The organism is Amycolatopsis sp. A1MSW2902 (genome assembly GCF_017312175.1).
In the GTDB taxonomy this organism is placed as follows: domain Bacteria; phylum Actinomycetota; class Actinomycetes; order Mycobacteriales; family Pseudonocardiaceae; genus Amycolatopsis; species Amycolatopsis nivea.
The window spans coordinates 3,828,678-3,845,840 of sequence record NZ_QJPO01000001.1 but is presented as its reverse complement, the minus strand read 5'-3'; the positions used below and the strand labels follow the sequence as shown (position 1 = coordinate 3,845,840).

Sequence of the window (17,163 nt, the reverse complement as noted above, 5' to 3'; positions counted from 1 at the left end):
AGGACCAGGCCGGTCAAGTGGGCGACCTCGCCGAGCTGCCGCCGCTGACCGGCTGGATCACGCACCAGTCGGTGTTGAGTGCACTGGAGCCCCCGACGGCTAGGCGGTAGCCCGGAGCCCGTCCAGCAACAGGTCCAGCAGCCGACCTGCCATCGCCTTGTGCTCGGCGGAACCGGCCACGGTGAAGATGCCGATGAGCGCGGCAGCGATGTCTTCGGCGGGGACGTCGGCGCGGAGTTCGCCGCTGGCGCGCCCGGCTTCGAGGAGGCCGTCGATGGCCGCGAGAAGTTCGGTTCTCGTGTGGGCGTGCGCGATCTCGCCGGATTCGACCATCGCGAGGAGCGTGTCCAGCATGCCGTTCTTGGTGGCGATCCAGTCCCCGAACAGGTCCATCCAGCGGCGCAGCGCGGCTGCCGGGCCGAGGCGGGCGAGCAGGTCCTCGGCGCCGGCGGTGAGCCGCGAGACCTGGTCTTGGTAGACCGCGTCGACCAGCGACTCGCGGGTGGGGAAGTGCCGGTAGAGGGTGGCGATGCCGACTCCGGCCTCGGCGGCGATCGCGCGCATCGACGGCTCGGTCCCGGTCGCGGCGAACAGCCGGGTCGCGACGTCCAGCAGTTGCCGGCGGTTGCGGGTCGCGTCTGCCCGGGGGGACTTCGCGGCAGCCAAAACGGATCACGCTCCACTTGTGCTAGATTCGAGGACGTAAACGGAGCATAGTCCGTTTCCTGGAATCGGAGGAGCCACGTGAGCGGAAAAGAAGCGAGCCGGGCGGTGCAGTTCGAGACCTTCGGCGGGCCGGAGGCCCTGAGGGTGCGCGAAGTGCCGGTGCCGCAAGCCGGTCCAGGGCAGCTTCGCGTGCGCATCGCCGCGGCGGGGCTGAACCCGATGGACTGGTTCATGACCTCGGACGCGGAGACCGCCGCGCGGTTCGGGCTGAGCCTGCCGTGCGGGTTCGGCACCGATTACGCCGGGACAGTGGACCAGATCGGCGACGGCGTGACCGAGTTCGCGGTCGGCGACCGGGTGTTCGGCGGCGCGCTGTCCCGCGCGGTCGCCGATTACGTCGTCGTGGACGTCGCGGGGACCATCGCGGTGGGCGGCGATGCGCACCGCACCCCGGACGGTGTCGACGACCGCACCGCCGCCGCGCTTGCGATCGCGGGCTGCACGGCGGCCGCGGCTCTGGCGGTGGTCAACCCAGGCCCGGGCGACACGGTGCTGATCGGCGGCGCGGGAGGCGGGGTCGGCGTGTTCGCTGTCCAGCTAGCCCGCCTCGCCGGTGCGCGAGTGATCGGGACGGGGTCGGCCTCCTCGGCCGACGCCCTGCGCGCACTGGGGGCCGAGCCGGTCGCTTATGGCGACGGCTTGGCCGACCGGGTCCGTGCGCTCGCGCCCGCCGGCGTCACCGCGGCCATGGATCTGCACGGGGCGGAAACGGCGTGGGCGGCCCGCGAACTCGGTGTGCCGGACGAACGCATCACCACCATCGCCGGCCAGATCGACGGGATCACACCGGCGAACGAGGCCAATGCCGCGCCCGGCGCCATCGAGGAGATCGCCGAGCTGGTGGCGGCGGGACGGCTCCGGGTGCCGATCGCGGCGAGCTTCCCGGTCGAGGAGATCCGGTCCGCGGTCGAGCTGCAGTCGGGGCGGCACGTGCATGGCAAGGTCGTCATCGACCTCTGAACGCGGAACGGCTCACGCGCCGGCGTCCCGCAGCCAGGGGTAACGACCCGAGTCCGCGTCGCCGTAGTCCGGGTCGAGATAAATGTGCAGGCGCTGGATGCGGCCGTCGCGGATTTCGAACACATTGCAGAAGCGGCCGCCCAGTCCCTCGGTCGCCCGCCACGAGGTGCCGTCGGCGAGCACGCCGTGGGTGATGCCTTCGACGACGACGTAATCGCCCTGCTGAATGTAGTTGAAGTAGGGCACCTCGTGGACGATCGAGGAGAACAGCACGAACACATCCGCGAACAGCTGCTTGATCTCGGCGATGCCGCGCGCGGGCGCGTGCTTCGGGAAGTAGACGTAGGCGTTGTCGGCGAAAAGGCCGAGGAAGTCCTCGCCGGCGTCCATCTGCTTGAAATACGTTTCGGCGATCGCCTTGCGGTCGACGGTGACTTCGTTGTGCACCATGGCATTTCCTTTCACGGTTATCGAGCCAGCACCTGGCGGAGCACGCCGCGCAGCGTCCCGACGGGATCGTCGGCGAGGTCGGCGGCGCGCCAGGCGACGTGGTGGTCCGGGCGGGCGAGGAGACAGCCGCGTTCGCCGATCTCGCGCACACGCTCCCAGTCGCCCAGCGGGTCGGTGTATTCGCAGCCGAGGCCGATCTGCCGGACGGCCAGTTCGATCCCGAACTCGGTGGCAAGCTTGTCCGCCGCGTCCAGCCAGTCCTGTCCGCCGATGCCGGTCAGCACGGTGAACCGGCCGTGGCCGGTGACGTCCACAGTGGACACGGGAGTTCCGGCGTGTTCGAGCCACGCGTGCGGCAAGCGGGCACCGGGATGGGTGGTGGCCTGGTAGTACAGCTCCGGGTCGCGGCCGGGGGACGGCCAGGGCGTGCCATCGGAGGCGACCGCGGCCGAGGCGTAGCGCTGGCCGAGTTCGACGCCGTGGGCATTGAACTGGTAGTTCTGCAGTTCGACCGCCTCGCGCAGTTCGGCGCGGCGGGCCCGGCCTTCCGGGGTGTCCGCGGCGAGGCCGTCGAGACTGCGCCAGCCCTCCTCGGTGCTCTGGCCGGGACGGAAGCCGAACGCCTGCGAGATCGGCCGCATGTCCTCGACGCTGCGCATCGCGCGGTCGACCACCTGCTTGCCGACCGGCTGCCGTTCCGCGTCATAGGTGTCCAGCAACGCTTCCCCGGCCTCGCCGCGGACGACCGAAGCGAGCTTCCACGCCAGGTTGAACGCGTCCTGCACCGAGGTGTTGGTGCCGAGCCCGTTCGCGGGCGGATGCCGGTGCGCGGCGTCTCCGGCGAGGAACACCCGGCCGTTCCGGTACGAACGCGCGACCAGGTGGTTGATCTGCCATTCGCTGACGGCCTTGATCCGGATCTCGATGTCCGGGTCGCCGATGATGGCCGACGCTCGCGCGCGGACGCCGTCGGGGGAGAGGTCAGGTTCGCCCTCGGCCGGGTCGTACATGAAGAGCATGACCCATTCGGTCCACGGCTTCACGCAGATGAACGTGCCTGAGCCGACCCAATAGTCGTTGCCCGGCTGGCACATCCAGTACAACGTCCCGGGCCGGTGCGCGGTGTAACGGGTGAGATCGGCTTCCAGCCACACGTTCGCGGCGCGGCCGAGCCCGGACTCGCCGTCGAACGCGAAGCCGAGTTGTTCGGCCACGGTGCTGCGGCCGCCGTCCGCGCCGATCACATATCGCGCGACGATTTCTTGCTCGGCTCCCGTTTCCCGGTCGGCGACCACCGCGCGGACGGCGTCCGGCGTCTGCGAGATCCGCACCAGTTCGGTCGAGAACCGGAGGTCGGCGCCGTGTCGCTCGGCTCCGGCGCGGAGCACGGGCTCGAGAATGTGCTGCGGGATGTTGCACATCGCGCTGGGACTGGCGGCGGCGTAGTCGGCGTGCCGCGCGGTGCCGCTGCCCCACGTCTTCAGCCGGGCCAGTTCCTGCCCGGCGAAACTGGTCGCCCAGACGTTGTCGCCCATCAATTCGTTGGGCACCGCGACTTCCCGCACGGCGTCTTCGATGCCGAGGTCGCGGAACACTTCCATGGTGCGCTGGTTGGTGATGTGGGCCCGCGGGGAATGCGCGGTGCCCGGGTATTTGGTGATCGTGACGGCACGCACGCCTTGCGCGGCGAGCAGGGCGGACGCGGTCAGGCCGGCGGGGCCGGCGCCGACCACCAGTACGTCGGTTTCGAAAGAAGGCATGACGGATCGACCTCCTGGGCCGCGCCCAGTCAGCGGGAAGGAAGGGGGACGGCCGGGTCAGCCGGCCTGGTGCGCGCCGGTCATGAGCGCGGCGAGATCGTCGGGGCGCAGGAACGACGGCGGGGGCGGCGGGCCCCAGTTGAACAGGCCCTTGGCGCCTTCCAGCGTCTCCGGTGTCCAGAGCTGGTCGTCGAGGATGCTGTCCATGTCGGAGTAGTACTCGGAGAAGTTGCCGGCGGGATCCTTGAGGTACCAGAAGAAATTCGACCCGGCGTGGTGCCGGCCGAGGCCCCACACGTGCCGTTCCGGATGGTCCTCCAGCATCGCGGTCGCGCCGCGGCCGACCTCGTCGACGTCCTCGACCTGCCACGAAGTGTGGTGCAGGAAGGCGACCGGCGCGGCGAGCGCGAGCACGTTGTGGTGATCGGTGGAGCAGCGCATGAACGCGCCGTGCCCCTTGATCGCGTCGCTGGTCTTGAACCCCAGCCCGGCGGTGAAGAACTGGATCGTGCGCTCGTGGTCGGGGGAGCCGACGACGACGTGGCCGAGCTTGCGCGGACGCACCGGTCCGGCACGCAGCACGCCGGGCGCGCGCGTGCTCGAGCGCTCTGTCCGTCCGGGCCCGTTGTACGGCGTGGGCGGTTCGGGATCCTGGTGCAGTCGTTCGGCGACCCGCACGACCACCTGGAAGCCGGTGACCGGCTCGTGGGTGAGCAGTGCGTCGCCCGCGATGTCCGCCGGAATGTCCAAAGAGGACAGCCGGCGGCGGATGCGGGCGAGGTCGTCCGGGTCGTCCGCGCCGATGCTCAGCTCCATCAGCTGCCGCCTCGGCGAGTGGACGATCTTCAGCTGGCGGCCGCCGTCGCGGGTGCTGAACCAGCCGTCGGCGTCCTCGGCGAGCCCGAAGTCCCGGTAGTAGCGGGCGGTCGCCGCGACCTCGGGCACGCCGACGACGAGCGAGTTCAACCGGTGCAATCCCATTGTCCAGCCCTTTCGCTAAGCGGCGACCATCCGCTGCCGCAGTTCGCCGATGCCGTGGACGTAGCTGACGAGCCGGTCGCCGGCCTGGAGGTAGCGCTGCGGCGTGCGGCCCATGCCGACGCCGGAAGGGGTGCCGGTGAAGACGACGTCGCCGGGCAGCAGCGGGGTCACCGCGGACAGCCGGGCGATCAGCGCCGGCACCGAGAAGACCATCTGCGAGGTGCGGCCCTTCTGCACCTGCTCGCCGTTGACGAGCGCGCCGAGTTCGAGGTCGTCGCGATCCGGCAGTTCGTCCGGCGACACGACCACCGGGCCGAGCGGCCCGAAGCCGGGATGGGACTTGGCGAGGCTGAACTGCGGGGCTGGTCCGGCCAGCTGCAGCAGCCGTTCGGAGATGTCCTGCCCGACGGTCAGCCCGGCGACGTAGTCCCAAGCCTGCTGTTCGGCGACCCGTTCCGCGCGCTTGCCGACGACCGCGACGAGTTCGACCTCCCAGTCGACGTGCCCGCCGTCCGGGATGACGACGTCGCCGTACGGGCCGGTGAGGCAGGTCGGGAACTTGGTGAACACCGGCGGCGTCTCGGGCACCGCGAAGGAGGATTCGGCCGCGTGGTCGGCGTAGTTGAGGCCGATCGCGAACACCTGGCGCGGCGCCGGGACCGGATTGCCCAGCTGCTCGTCGCTGACCGGCCGTTCGAGCGCGTGGCCTTCGCCGATCGTCGCGGCGAATTCCGACAGCTCCGCCCAGCGCTCGTAGGCCTGCTGGACGTCCGGGCCGAACCGCCCGCCGCTGGCCTCGGCCGCGTCCACCGCCTTTCCCGGTGCGGTGACCAGTGCCAGTCGTCCGTCCACAGTGGCGACTTTCATGCGGGGCTCCTTCGCGTCCGGCTTCGGTGCCCTCCAGTTGTACTCGCCGGGATTCGATGAAGCAACAAACTTTCGAAAGTTGCCTGGTGATTCGTATCCGCTACAGTGGATGGCATGGGAGCGGACACGACGCGCGCCGAGGGCGTCTACCAGCAGCTTCGGGCGGACATCCTGGGCGGCCGGATGGTTCCCGGGCAGCGGCTGAAGTTCCCCGAACTCTCCGAGCGGTACTCGACGAGCGTCGGCGCGGCCCGCGAGGCGCTCACCCGGTTGACCGCCGAGGGGCTGGTGAAAACCAGGCCGCACCTCGGCTACACGGTCACGCCGCTGTCGCACGAGGATCTCGCGGACCTGACGAAGGCGCGCCTGGAGATCGAATCGCTGGTGCTGCGGCTGTCGATCCTCGAAGGCGACGTACAGTGGGAGGCCCGCGCGGTGGCCGCGCACCACCTGCTGGAGCGGACCCCGTTCACCGACCCCGTCGACCCGGACCGCCCGGCCGACGCCTGGGTCGCGGCGCACTCCGACTTCCACCTGGCCCTCTTCGACGGCTGCCGCAACCGCAGGCTGGTCGCCACCGCGCGCGGCCTGCGCGAGGAAGCCGAGCTGTACCGGCAGTGGTCAGTCTCGTTCGGACAGGAACCCGACCGGGACCTGGCGGGCGAGCACAAGGCGATCCTCGAGGCTGCTTTGGCGCGGGACGCGGACCTAGCGGCCGAACGGCTCCGGGACCACATCGCGCACACGGCGCAGTTGCTGATCAGCTGCGCCGAGGACGAGCCGAACCGGCCTTGACCCTCAGCTCAGCGCGGTCCGTGAAGGGCTCCTTGGGGGAATCAGGTTCCCTCGAGGAGCCCTTCACGGCCTTGAGGAAGCGGCCACGGCCGGAGTGAAGTTCTCCCGGTGGATCATCCGCGGCGCCATGCGGCGGCGTTTGAACGCCTTCACCCCGGCGTCGACCATCGGCGGCGGCCCGCAGAGCCAGCCGGACCAGCCGCGGGCGCTGGGGACGTCCTCGAGGAACTGGTCGGTCGGGAAACCGGTGCGATACGTGCTGTTCCCGGGTTCGTGGGACAGCACTGGAAGGAACGAGAAACCCGGGTAGCTGTCGGCGAGTTCGGCCATCAGGTCGAGGTCGTAGAGGTCGGCCGCACCGCGAACTCCGTGGTACAGCACCACTTTCCGGCTCGGGTCCCGGGACAGCGCGGTGCGGGCCAGTCCGATCAGCGGGGCGAGGCCGGTGCCGCCGCCGATGAGCACCATCGGGCCGCCGTCGTCCTCGTCCTCGGGCGGCAGGAAGAAATCGCCGAGCGGGCCGGTGACCTGGACCTGTTCTCCGACGGAGAGCCCCGCGAAGATCCACTGTTCGGTGGCCGCCCCGCCGGGCACCAGACGGACGTGCAGTTCCAGGACTTTGTCTTCGTCGGCGGTGTTGACCAGCGAGTACTGGCGACGCACGCCGGTGCCGGGCACGGTCAGCTCGACATACTGGCCCGCGTTGAACGCCAGCGGTTCGGGCAGGCCGAGCCGCAGCCGCCGGGTGTCGCGGGCGATGTCCTGGATTTCGCGGACGGTGGCGGTGAGGTCGCGCAGCGGGTGCGTGGCCCGGGCGGCGCCTCCCGCGGTTTCGACGACGACGTCCGAGCGGAGCCGGGCCTGGCAGGCCAGCGCCAGGCCCGCCGCCCGCTCGTCCTCGGTCAGGGTGTCGGCAGGGGAGTCGCGGTGGTCGACGGCGCCGTCGACCACCCGCAGCTTGCAGGTTCCGCAGGTGCCCTGGTTGCAGGAGTTCGGCATCCAGACGCCGGCGCGGAGGAAGGCGTCGAGCATCGGCTGGTCCGGCCCGCACGGCACTTCCCGGCCGCCGACGGTCGCGGTGAAGGACATGTCAGGCCTCCCAGGCGACGTGCAGCGACGTCGGCCCGCGGAAACCCCAGCCCCAGAACTCGACGTCCGAGGAGGTGTCGCGCTCGAGGTTCGGGATCGACTCGAACAGTTCCTCCAGCGCGATCCGCATGACGTGGTTGGCGAAGTAGATCCCGGCGCAGGCGTGGTTCCCGGCGCCGAACGCCAGGTGCGGCAGCGGGGGACGGTGCAGGTCGTAACGGGTCGGGGCCTCGTAGACGCCGGTGTCGTGGTTGGCCGAGCCGTAGGACAGGATCACCGGCGTGCCCGCGGGCAGGTCGACCCCGGCGACGGTGACCGCCTTGGTCGAGATCCGCGCGGTGGCCGACCAGATCGGCGAGGTCCAGCGCATCCCCTCGGAGATCGCGCGGGGGATCAGCGCCGGGTCGTCCACCACCTGCTCGAGCTGGTCGGGTTCGCTGAAGAGGCCGGTCAGCGTCGAGGCCATGCCGTGGCCCGGTTCCTGCATCGCGCCGAGCAGGTACACGTAGATCGTCGGGTAGATGTATTCGCGGTCGCGGGTCTTGCCTGGGGGCATCCCGTCGTGCAGCCAGTGCGAGATCGCGGTGTCGGCGGGTTCGGCGATCCACCGGTCGATCAGCGGGTCGACCGTCGCCTGGATCTCGGCCTTCGCCTCGTCGCCCTGGACGAACCCCTCCGGGTTGGCGAATTCGCCGTCCTCGGTCATCGCCGCGTTGGTGAAGGACCGGCTCAGTTTCGCGAACCATTCGCGCAGTTTGTCCGAGCTGACGCTCTGCAGCCCGAGCAGGTCGCCGAGGGAACGGACGCTGACCGGCTCGCAGTACTGGGAGACGAGTTCCGCGCGGCCGTCGTTCTCGAACTTCTCCAGGTAGCCGCGGGCGATGGGGCGGACGAGGTCGTCGATCCACCGGTCGACCTCGACCGGCTGCAGCGCGGGCTCGACCATCGAGCGCAGGTCGGCGTGGATGTCGCCGTTGACGCCGATGATCGCCGGATGGCCGAAGGTGCGGCCGCCGGCCGGGGTGATGACGGCTTCGAAATCGGGGCTGGTGGCGATCTCGCGGCAGATCTCCGCGGTCGTCGCGACGTATGAGCCGAGCACCGGCACGTACGCCAGCGGGGCCTCGCGGCGCAGCCGTTCGTACGGCTCGTACGGGTTGCGCTCCAGCTGGGCCATGGTGATGTCGTCGATCCAGGACAGGTCCGGGGCGGTGGTGCTGTTCGTCGTCATTGACGCGGCCTCCTTCGTGCGTGGTGGGGCGAAGGTAGGTCCGCGCGGGCAGCGCCCACGACACGCGAAGCGCGGATCCGGTACGGATCGCGCGACGAATCCGGCGCTCCGCCGCTGATCAGCTAGCATGCGTCCATGTCCGCACGCCGTGGTGCGGCGCCGCGGGACTGGGAGCGAGTCTCGAAGTCGGTGGCCGACGCCTACTTTCCGCACCAGCTGACGCCGCTCGGCGGCGGCCGCGAACCGCGGCTGACCCTGCGGACGCTGGACCTCGGCCCGGTGCTGATCGGGTACGTCGGATGGGGAGCCGACGTCGAGATCGCCTGCGACTACCCGTCCGCGTACGAGGTCAACCTGCCGCTGACCGGTCACCTCGCCAGCCGCGGCAGGCACGGTTCGGTGACGTCGGTGCCGGGACAGGCGACGGTCTTCCGGGCGGACACGCCGTCGCTGATCACCCACTGGGACGCGACGTGCACCGTGCTGGGCGTCAAATTCGACCGGGACTGGCTGGATCGCGAGGCCGAACGAGTCGTCGGCGCCGGGACCGTCCGCGTCGCCGGTGCGCTCCCGGACCAGTTGCCGCTGGAGCACGGTCCCGCGCGCGACTGGCGGCATCTCGTCGCCGGTCTGTCGTCGCAGATGCGCGACGGCTCGTTGTTCAGCGACCAGCCGATCGTCCGGGAACAACTGGCCGGAGCGGTCGCGGCCGGATTCCTCCTCGCGGGCTGCCCTGATAACGGTCGCGTCCCGCCGCCGCGGCCGCGCGCGATCACGCGAGTGGTCGACGCGGTGCGCGCCGACCCGGCCCGGGCGTGGACGGCGGCGGACATGGCTGCTGTCGCCGGTACTACGGTTCGCCGGTTGCAGGAGAGCTTCCGGGAATGGGTCGGCTGCACGCCGACGGAGCATCTCGTCGGGGTGCGGTTGCAGCATGCTCGGGCGGATCTCGAAGAGCACCCGGAATTCTCGGTGAGCGAGATCGCGGCGCGGTGGGGATTTTCCAGCGCCAGCCGGTTCGCTGCGGCGTTCCGGCGGCGTTATGGGGAGTCGCCTTCGCGGGCTCGTTGAGTCTTCCGGTTGAGCGAGGCGCACCAGCGCGCGAGCGGGTCTCGGCGGTGCGAGAGTGGAAGCGTGTTCGACACCTTCGCCGAATGGGACATCTCCGTCAGCGACTCAGTGACCATCCACGGGCGAAGCGGCGGGGAAGGACCGCCCGTGGTGTTGCTGCACGGGCATCCCCGGACGCATACGACTTGGTACCGGGTAGCTCCCCGGCTCGCCGACGCGGGATTGACCGTGGTGTGCCCGGATTTGCGCGGGTACGGCCGGTCGGCCAAACCCGATCCCGACGAAAACCACGAGGTCTACTGCGATCGCGCGATGGCAGCCGACATCGTGGCTTTGATGCGCAGCCTCGGCCACCGCCGATTCGCCGTCGTAGGACACGATCGCGGCAGTTACGTCGCTTACCGCACCGCGCTGGACCATCCCGATTCGGTGTCCCGTCTCGGCGTCCTGGACAGCGTGCCGATTCTCGAGGCGCTCGAACGCGCGGGCACTAAGTTCGCCACGGCGTGGTGGCACTGGTTTTTCCTCGGTGCCTCCCCGCACGCGGAGCGGGTGATCACGGCGGATCCCCTTGCCTGGTACCGCCCGGACGAGAAAGCCATGGGGCGCGAGAACTATCTCGACATGACGCGCGCGATTAACAATCCGGCCACCGTGCGGGCCATGCTGGAGGACTACCGCGCCGGGCTGACCGTCGATCGTGCCCACGACGAGGCGGACCGGGCGGCACAGCGCGTCATCTCCTGTCCGACCCTCGTCGCCTGGTCCGTCAGGGACGACATGGAGGACCTTTACGGCGATCCGGTCGGCATCTGGCGGTCGTGGGTCAGCGGCGAGCTGACGTCCGCCCGCATCGAGTCCGGGCACCACATGGCCGAGGAAAATCCGGACCAGCTCTCGGAAACGCTGGTCCGGTTCCTGCGGTAGCCGCTGGTCCGTTCCGCGCGCCAGCTTCCCTCGTCCGGGTGTTTGCCTCGCTCTCCACCGGGTATCAGGACCGTGCTGGCGATGGAAGGAATTCGAGGGCAGCGGGTCGGCGCGCGGAGGATGACGAGAGCATGACGGGAAATCTGTCCTCCTTGGTGTCGCGTGCGTTCCGCGGGGCGGGACAGGTCGCGGGCGTGGCCGTCGAGGCGGTCAGCCTCGGAACCGATGCCGTGGCGACCGGAGCGGGTGCCAGCGTCCGCGCCACGACCTGTGCCGCGCGGGTGTTGCGCGACGCTGTTGTCCATGGGGCCAAGGGAACCGAGGCGGTGTGGCGGCACGGGCAGAAGCTCCACGTCGGACTACGGCCGGAATCCACTGGCGACGCGAGCCGGTTCGGACGCGTGGTGCGCAAGCTGGTCCGCGAGGCGGTGGCTCGGCCCGACGTCCTGGCTGCCTATTGGGACGCTGGTCTGTCCCGGATGGTGCTGACGGTGGCGGAAGGCGCGGCCAGCGACCGTTTGGTGGCCGCCGTGACGGCCCGTGCCCGGAAGCACGGGCTTTCCGTTGGCCCACCGGACGAAGCGTCCTCGCATCCCGGCGATCTCAGCGCGGTCCAGACGCAGGCTGCCGCGCTGGCGATCAGCGGCGCCGGACTCGCGATGGCGACTGCTGCCACGCCCCTGCGGCTGCGCCGTCCGCCGCAAGTGCTGTCTGCCGCGCTCACCGCGGTGCGGGAACATCCGCTCGCACAAGACTTCTTGCGCGCCAGGCTCGGCAGGCCTGGTGCCGAACTGGCGGTCGCCACCGCCAACGCCGCGCTGCACGGCATCGGGAAGTCACCCGCCGACCTTGCCCTCGACGTGCTGCTGCGCGCCGGGCAGCTCGCGGACGCGGTGGCGCAGGTGGTCGCGTTCGAACGGTCCTGCGACCGGTTGTGCGTGCCCGACCGCGACTGTCCCACCGCCCGGCCCGAACGCAGGCCAGCGCCGCCGGATCCGGTCACCGACTACGCCAAGACCGCGCTGACCGGCGGCCTCGTCGGCGCGGGGGCGACCGTGCTGTTCAAACGCGACCTCAGCCAGGCCAGTTCGGCGATCCTCGCCAGTTCTCCCAAACCCGCTCGCTACGGCTGGACTGCCTACGCTTCGGGCACCGGACTCGCCCTCGCGCGCGAGGGGGTGCTCGTCCGGAATCCAGACCGGCTCCGGCTGCTGCAAGCGGCCGACACCCTTGTGGTGCACAGCAACGCACTGTGCGGCGACCAGCGCACGGTGCTCGAGGCCCATCCCACTGACACCGAGTGGGCGGAAGGCCGACTGTGGCAAGCGGCCTTGCACGCCGTGGACGGCGAAGACAGCCCCGTGCGGCTGCGGCCGGCACCCGACGATCCCGATGCCGAGACCGGGTTGATGATCGCCTCGGCCGACGGCGTGGACGTCGGAACGGTGCTCGTCGGATGGGTGCCCGATCCGCTGGCGGAGAGCGTGCTGGACGCGGCCGGGCAAGCCGGTCTGCGGATCGTGGTTGTCCAGGGCAGCTCTCCGGGTGCTGACGCCGCGCTGGCGGACGAGGTCGTCACCGATCGCGCGATGGCCGAGGTCGTCACCGGGTGTCAGGAGGACGGCCATGTCGTGCTGACCCTGGCCCGCGTCCCGCCGAGCGCGGACGCGTCTGCCCGGGACGAAGCGCTGGACGGCCTGCTGCGCGGCGATCTCGCGGTCGCGGTCGCGCACGGATGCGATGCCGCGGTGTGGGCCGCTGACCTGCTGTCGATCAGTGGCTTGGCGGGAGTCTGGCGTTTGATGCGCGCGGTGCGCAGCGCGCGTGCCGCTGGCGACCGGGCGACGACCTGCGCCGAGGCCGCAGCGGCTTTGTCCGGTCTGGTGGTCGCCACGGACGGGCACCGGCAGTGGCGGCGCCTGTTGTCGCCGTTGGCGCGGCTGACTCCGGTCAACCTTGCCACCGGTGTCGCGCTGGCCGCGGGATGGCAGAGCGCCGTCGCCATGGCAGCGGAAACGGCTCCGGCGCCGCGGCCGCGAGTCGCCTGGCACGCGTTGCCGCTGGAGGAAGTGCTGCGCAAGCTGGCCTCGGATCCGCGTCGCCGCCGATCTCGCCGCGCCGGTCTGCCCGAGCGCGCCCAGCACTTGGCCGCGGAGGCTGCCGAACTGCCCGGGACCGCGCCGGTGGCGACTGGGCTTCGTCTGGTCGGCGCGATGCGCGGCGAGTTGAGCGATCCGCTCACTCCGGTGCTCGCGGTCGGAGCCGCCGCGTCCGCGATTCTCGGATCCACTGTGGACGCGCTGCTGGTGCTGGCCGCGATGGGGGCCAACGCGCTCGTCGGCGGGGTGCAGGGCTTGCGCGCGGAGCAGGCTCTGGCGGGCCTCGCGGCGACTCAGACTCAGCAGGCCCGTCGCCTGGCCTCCGCGGACGCCGAACCGGAAGCGGTGGACGCAACCGACCTCCGGCCGGGCGACCTGGTGGAACTGCGAGCGGGCGACGTCGTGCCCGCCGACGCGCGGTTGGTGCGGCTGCACGACCTCGAGGTCGACGAATCGGTGCTGACCGGCGAATCCCTGCCGGTGCCGAAACAAACCGCGCCGACCCCGGCCTCGGACATCGCGGACCGCCGGTGCATGGTTTTCGAAGGAACCACCGTGGTCGCGGGATCGGCTCGGGCGATTGTCGCGGACACGGGCGACCGCACCGAGGCCGGGCGCGCCGTGGCGTTGGCGTCCCGCACCGCGCCGGCCGCCGGGGTTCAAGCGAGGCTGCGGGAACTGACCAGGGTTGCTCGCGTTGGCGGACAGCCCGCGGCCCAGCGCAGCACCGATGGTGTCTGGGCTTCGCGCGGCGGGAGTGAACCCGGTGGTACTGACCGGGGATCACCCGCGCACTGCCCTGGCTGTCGCCGTCGAATTGGGCTGGCTCGAGGACACCTCGGTCGTGACCGGGCAGGAACTGGCGGCGCTGGACCGGGCCGGCCGGGCGGACCTGTTGCGCGAGGCCGGAGTGGTGGCCCGGGTGGCACCGGAGCAGAAGCTGCAAGTGGTCGAGGCACTGCGTGCGGCGGGCCGGGTCGTGGCGATGGTCGGCGACGGCGCGAACGACGCCGCCGCCATCCGGGCCGCCGACGCGGGCATCGCGCTGGCCGCACGCGGATCCGCGGCCGCGCGCAACGCCGCCGACATCGTGCTGACCGACGGCGACCTCCGGGTACTGGCCGACACGGTCGACGAAGGCCGGGCGCTGTGGCGCAGCGTCGCGGACGCGATCAGCATCCTGATCGGCGGCAACGCGGGCGAGGTGGGGTTCACCGTGCTGGGCACGCTGCTGTCCGGGGCTTCGCCGTTGTCCACGCGGCAGTTGCTGCTGGTGAACCTGCTGACCGACATGTTCCCGGCGATGGCCATCTCGGTCACCCCCAGCGCCGCGCCGGACGCCGGAGAGGACGTGGGCACCGGGTCGCTCGGCGCGCCGCTGACCCGGCAGATCCGGGACCGGGGCGTCGTCACGGCCTTGGGAGCGACCACCGCGTGGCTGGCCGGCACCTGGACGCCGGGCACCGCGCGCCGAACCAGCACGATGTCGTTGTGCGGTCTCGTCGGAGCGCAGCTGGTGCAGACCCTTTCCGGGCGCGAGCACAGCCCGCTGGTCCTGGCCACCAGCCTCGGCTCGGCGGCGGTGCTGTTCGCGGTGGTGCAGACGCCGGTCGTGAGCCACTTCTTCGGCTGCACCCCGCTGGGCCCGGTGGCGTGGGCGGGGGTCGGCGGCGGCATCGTGGTGGCGAAGTTCGCGCCGCCGATGCTGCCGGTGGTGGAGTCGGTCGTATCCCGGGTCGCGGCGGCGGCTCGGTGAGCTGGGTTGTCCGGAGTGGACGGTCACGGCTTTCGGTGTGGTAATCGGTTCCGGTTCAGCTGTCCCGGCTAGTGGCGAGGCTGCCGACCGCGACCCGGTAAGCCGTGACTGTCCGGAGTGGACGGTCATGGCTGTCGGCTTGGTGCCGCGTCCCTTCTCCCTAGCCGCGCGCCGCTCGGACCTCGGGCAGGCACCAGTGCTTTCCCGTAGTCCACCCGAGAAAACGCCGTCCGGTCCCGCCGCCGATGCGGCCCTCCGGGGTGAACCGGCCGCCCTCCACCACGTGTGCCAAGCCGGTCACGGCCGGGGTGAAGCGTTCGGCCAGGCCCGCTCGGGTCACCTGCTCGGCGAGCTCGTGGACGGTCGCGCGCTGAGTTTCGACGTCGCAGAAACTCAGGAAGAACAGCGCCTGCCGCCAGGCGTAGGCCGCGTTCTTGACCGCTTGCAGGGCCGCGTGGTGGTGGTCGGTGCGCGTCGCCAGCCGGATCACCGTCCACGTCAGCGACTCGGCGGCCAGTTCAGGGGCCGACGCCTGGAGCCGCTTCCGCAGATCGAGCGTGTGCACCAGGACTGCCAGGTTCTGCGTCGTGAGAATCTGGCTCTGCTCCAGCACCGTGCCGTTCATCGCGACCGAACGGAGCCGCCACGACGTGCGGGTTCCGCCGGCTCGGGCGAAGCACAGGTCGGCGAAGTCGTTGGCGGTGCCCTTCGCGAGCGCGCGGAACCGGCGCGGGCGGGGCTCCGACGTCCAGGACTCCGGCAGGTCGTAGTAGCGCGCGTAGAGCGTGCCCGCCATCGTGCGGCTCGTGAGTTCCGCTGCCGTCCGCCACTTCTCGGTGAACATGCCCGTGAAGATGTCGGCGGCGACCTCCTCGACCAGCGGCATCGGCAGCCCGGCCTGTTTCGCCAGCGCGCCCAATTCGCGCACCAGGGTGTTCGGCAGGATCGCCTGCGGGAACGCGCTCAGCGCCAGCAGCACCGTCTGGGAGAGCGTCTGGCGGGCCGCCCGGGTGACGTCCGGACGCCGCGTTCGCAGCCGGTCGAGCGCGTGGACCCAGGGGAGTTCCTCGATCCGGACCTGGTGTTCCAGGTCGAGCAGCAGCAGACTGCGGCGACGGCGGAAGGCCGCGTAGGTCTGCGCGTACAGCGTCGAAAGCTGCTCGTTGTCGAAGTTCGCGGCCAGCAGTTGCGCGGTGATCTGCGGCAGGACCGTCGCGAGGACGTCCGCCGACGTGATCACCTTCCGCGCGACCAGTTCCTCGATCGGCGCCTCCAGCGCGCGGGCGACCTTGGCGACCAGGTGCGCCGGCGCGTCCCCGGCGACCGGCTCGATCGACGGCAGCCCGCCGTCGGCCGGGAAGCGGTCCAGTCGTTCGGCCAGCGCGGCGGCGGTTTCGGCGTGCGTGGGCCGCGCGGCGACCGAGGCCTGCAGCGCTCGCAGCGCCGCCCGCGGTTCCGAGCCCGGCTCGCCGTGCTTGGTGATCGTGTTCGCCAGGGCACGGCGGATCCAGCCGACGTCCCGGCCGGTCAGTTCCGAGCTGTCGCGCTCGCACGCCCGCAACGCGCGGTACAGCCGGGTGAAGTTGCTCTTCGGGTGGACGTGGACTCCCGACGCGGTGTGCCGGAAGCGCGCGCTCGCGTAATCCTCGAGCCATTCGGCGCGACGCTGCTGCCAGTCCTCCGGCCAGGTACGGCACGGCCAGCCGCCGGTGACGCCGGTTTCGTCCAGCCGCGGCAGTTCGCCTTCGACGGTGTCGCACCACAGCGCGACCAGCCGGTCGAACAGCGGGTGCCATACCGCCAGCGTTTCCAGCATCGCCTTGATCGCGGGCGGGGTGCTCGCCGACCGCAGCGATTCCCGGACCTCGCCGACTGTGCTCAACCGGACCAGTGCGCCCGCAGGTCGCGGCGCCGAGCCGGGCAGCGGGGCCAGGCGCAGGCGATGCAGGTGCGGCCGCAGTTCGGCGATCAGGTCGAGCGCCGCTTCGGCGTGCCCGTGCTCCAGCAGCCACGCGACGGTCGGCAGCGCGGCGTCCTCCGGGACGTCGATCCGGTAGGACTCGGCGGCGAGCATGCCGCGCAGCGCAGCGCGGCGAGCCCGGCGTCGGTGAGGTACCAGAGGTTGAGCCGTTCGCGATCGGTCCGGCCCGGTCCGTCGGGGCACAGAGCGGCCTCGGCGGGGGACAGCGGGACCTCGGCCAGGCACCGGCCGGTGGCGAACCCGCCGTGCACGACTTCGAGGGTCACCCACGCCGGAGCGCCCGCGACCGGGACCCGCGAGCCGATCCGCAGCGAACCGGTGGCCATGCCCGTGAGGACGTCCTGCCACCGGTCGGCCTTCGCCCGCGCACGACGGCGCGTCCCGCCGTCCTTCGCGGACAAGGCGGTGCGCACAGCCCGTTCGAGCTGCCCGTAGGCGTACCCCGGCGACGCGGTGTGTCCCATGTGGAT

General features: G+C 71.2%; 14 protein-coding genes and 1 pseudogene. 6 read left to right on the top strand and 9 right to left on the bottom strand.

Annotated features, from left to right (window positions below):
- Window positions 1-99 precede the first annotated feature (99 nt).
- Window positions 100-666, bottom strand: a complete 567-nt coding sequence (locus DMP23_RS17675; protein ID WP_337821747.1) for a TetR/AcrR family transcriptional regulator — start codon at window positions 664-666, stop codon at window positions 100-102.
- A 78-nt stretch (window positions 667-744) separates the two neighbouring features.
- Here DMP23_RS17675 and DMP23_RS17670 point away from each other — a divergent pair, with 78 nt between their 5' ends.
- Window positions 745-1,686, top strand: a complete 942-nt coding sequence (locus DMP23_RS17670; protein WP_337821746.1) for an NADP-dependent oxidoreductase — start codon at window positions 745-747, stop codon at window positions 1,684-1,686.
- A 12-nt stretch (window positions 1,687-1,698) separates the two neighbouring features.
- Here the strand turns inward: DMP23_RS17670 and DMP23_RS17665 are convergent, their stop codons facing one another.
- From DMP23_RS17665 to DMP23_RS17650, 4 genes are read right to left on the bottom strand one after another with little or no spacing between them, the layout of a single operon-like run.
- Window positions 1,699-2,136 carry a nuclear transport factor 2 family protein gene (locus DMP23_RS17665; protein ID WP_134732094.1) on the bottom strand — a complete coding sequence of 146 codons (438 nt, stop codon included), beginning with the start codon at window positions 2,134-2,136 and terminating at the stop codon, window positions 1,699-1,701.
- Window positions 2,137-2,153: 17 nt separating this feature from the next.
- The gene (locus tag DMP23_RS17660; RefSeq protein WP_337821745.1) at window positions 2,154-3,896 is read right to left on the bottom strand and encodes an FAD-dependent monooxygenase; all 1,743 of its coding nucleotides are present in this window, start codon (window positions 3,894-3,896) and stop codon (window positions 2,154-2,156) included.
- 57 nt (window positions 3,897-3,953) lie between these two features.
- Window positions 3,954-4,877: a VOC family protein gene (locus DMP23_RS17655; RefSeq protein WP_337821744.1), complete on the bottom strand. Its 924-nt coding sequence runs from the start codon at window positions 4,875-4,877 to the stop codon at window positions 3,954-3,956.
- Window positions 4,878-4,892: 15 nt separating this feature from the next.
- Complete coding sequence (locus tag DMP23_RS17650; RefSeq protein ID WP_337821743.1) at window positions 4,893-5,744, bottom strand: fumarylacetoacetate hydrolase family protein; 852 nt, start codon at window positions 5,742-5,744, stop codon at window positions 4,893-4,895.
- Between the two features lie 114 nt (window positions 5,745-5,858).
- Between DMP23_RS17650 and DMP23_RS17645 the strand changes: the two genes are divergently transcribed.
- On the top strand, window positions 5,859-6,539 hold the full coding sequence (locus tag DMP23_RS17645) for a GntR family transcriptional regulator (protein ID WP_337821742.1): 681 nt from the start codon (window positions 5,859-5,861) through the stop codon (window positions 6,537-6,539).
- Between the two features lie 63 nt (window positions 6,540-6,602).
- Here the strand turns inward: DMP23_RS17645 and DMP23_RS17640 are convergent, their stop codons facing one another.
- Window positions 6,603-7,628, bottom strand: a complete 1,026-nt coding sequence (locus DMP23_RS17640; protein ID WP_337821741.1) for an FAD-binding oxidoreductase — start codon at window positions 7,626-7,628, stop codon at window positions 6,603-6,605.
- Window position 7,629: 1 nt separating this feature from the next.
- Window positions 7,630-8,859: a cytochrome P450 gene (locus DMP23_RS17635; RefSeq protein ID WP_337821740.1), complete on the bottom strand. Its 1,230-nt coding sequence runs from the start codon at window positions 8,857-8,859 to the stop codon at window positions 7,630-7,632.
- Between the two features lie 135 nt (window positions 8,860-8,994).
- On the opposite strand from DMP23_RS17635, the gene DMP23_RS17630 reads away from it, so the two are divergent.
- The 4 genes and pseudogenes from DMP23_RS17630 (at window position 8,995) to DMP23_RS17615 (ending at window position 14,712) form a co-directional block, all read left to right on the top strand.
- Window positions 8,995-9,930, top strand: coding sequence for an AraC family transcriptional regulator (locus DMP23_RS17630; protein ID WP_337821739.1), 936 nt, complete (start codon window positions 8,995-8,997; stop codon window positions 9,928-9,930).
- A 63-nt stretch (window positions 9,931-9,993) separates the two neighbouring features.
- On the top strand, window positions 9,994-10,857 hold the full coding sequence (locus DMP23_RS17625; RefSeq protein ID WP_337821738.1) for an alpha/beta fold hydrolase: 864 nt from the start codon (window positions 9,994-9,996) through the stop codon (window positions 10,855-10,857).
- A 131-nt stretch (window positions 10,858-10,988) separates the two neighbouring features.
- Window positions 10,989-13,580, top strand: a pseudogene (locus tag DMP23_RS17620) (P-type ATPase); the annotation flags it as partial.
- Window positions 13,581-13,686: 106 nt separating this feature from the next.
- Complete coding sequence (locus DMP23_RS17615) at window positions 13,687-14,712, top strand: cation-translocating P-type ATPase (RefSeq protein ID WP_337821737.1); 1,026 nt, start codon at window positions 13,687-13,689, stop codon at window positions 14,710-14,712.
- Window positions 14,713-14,872: 160 nt separating this feature from the next.
- Here the strand turns inward: DMP23_RS17615 and DMP23_RS17610 are convergent, their stop codons facing one another.
- Together DMP23_RS17610 and DMP23_RS17605 are read right to left on the bottom strand one after the other, a co-directional pair.
- On the bottom strand, window positions 14,873-16,786 hold the full coding sequence (locus DMP23_RS17610) for a hypothetical protein (RefSeq protein ID WP_337821736.1): 1,914 nt from the start codon (window positions 16,784-16,786) through the stop codon (window positions 14,873-14,875).
- Window positions 16,681-17,157: a hypothetical protein gene (locus tag DMP23_RS17605; protein ID WP_337821735.1), complete on the bottom strand. Its 477-nt coding sequence runs from the start codon at window positions 17,155-17,157 to the stop codon at window positions 16,681-16,683. Before DMP23_RS17605 ends, DMP23_RS17610 begins: the two co-directional genes overlap by 106 nt.
- Between the last annotated feature and the right edge of the window lie 6 nt (window positions 17,158-17,163).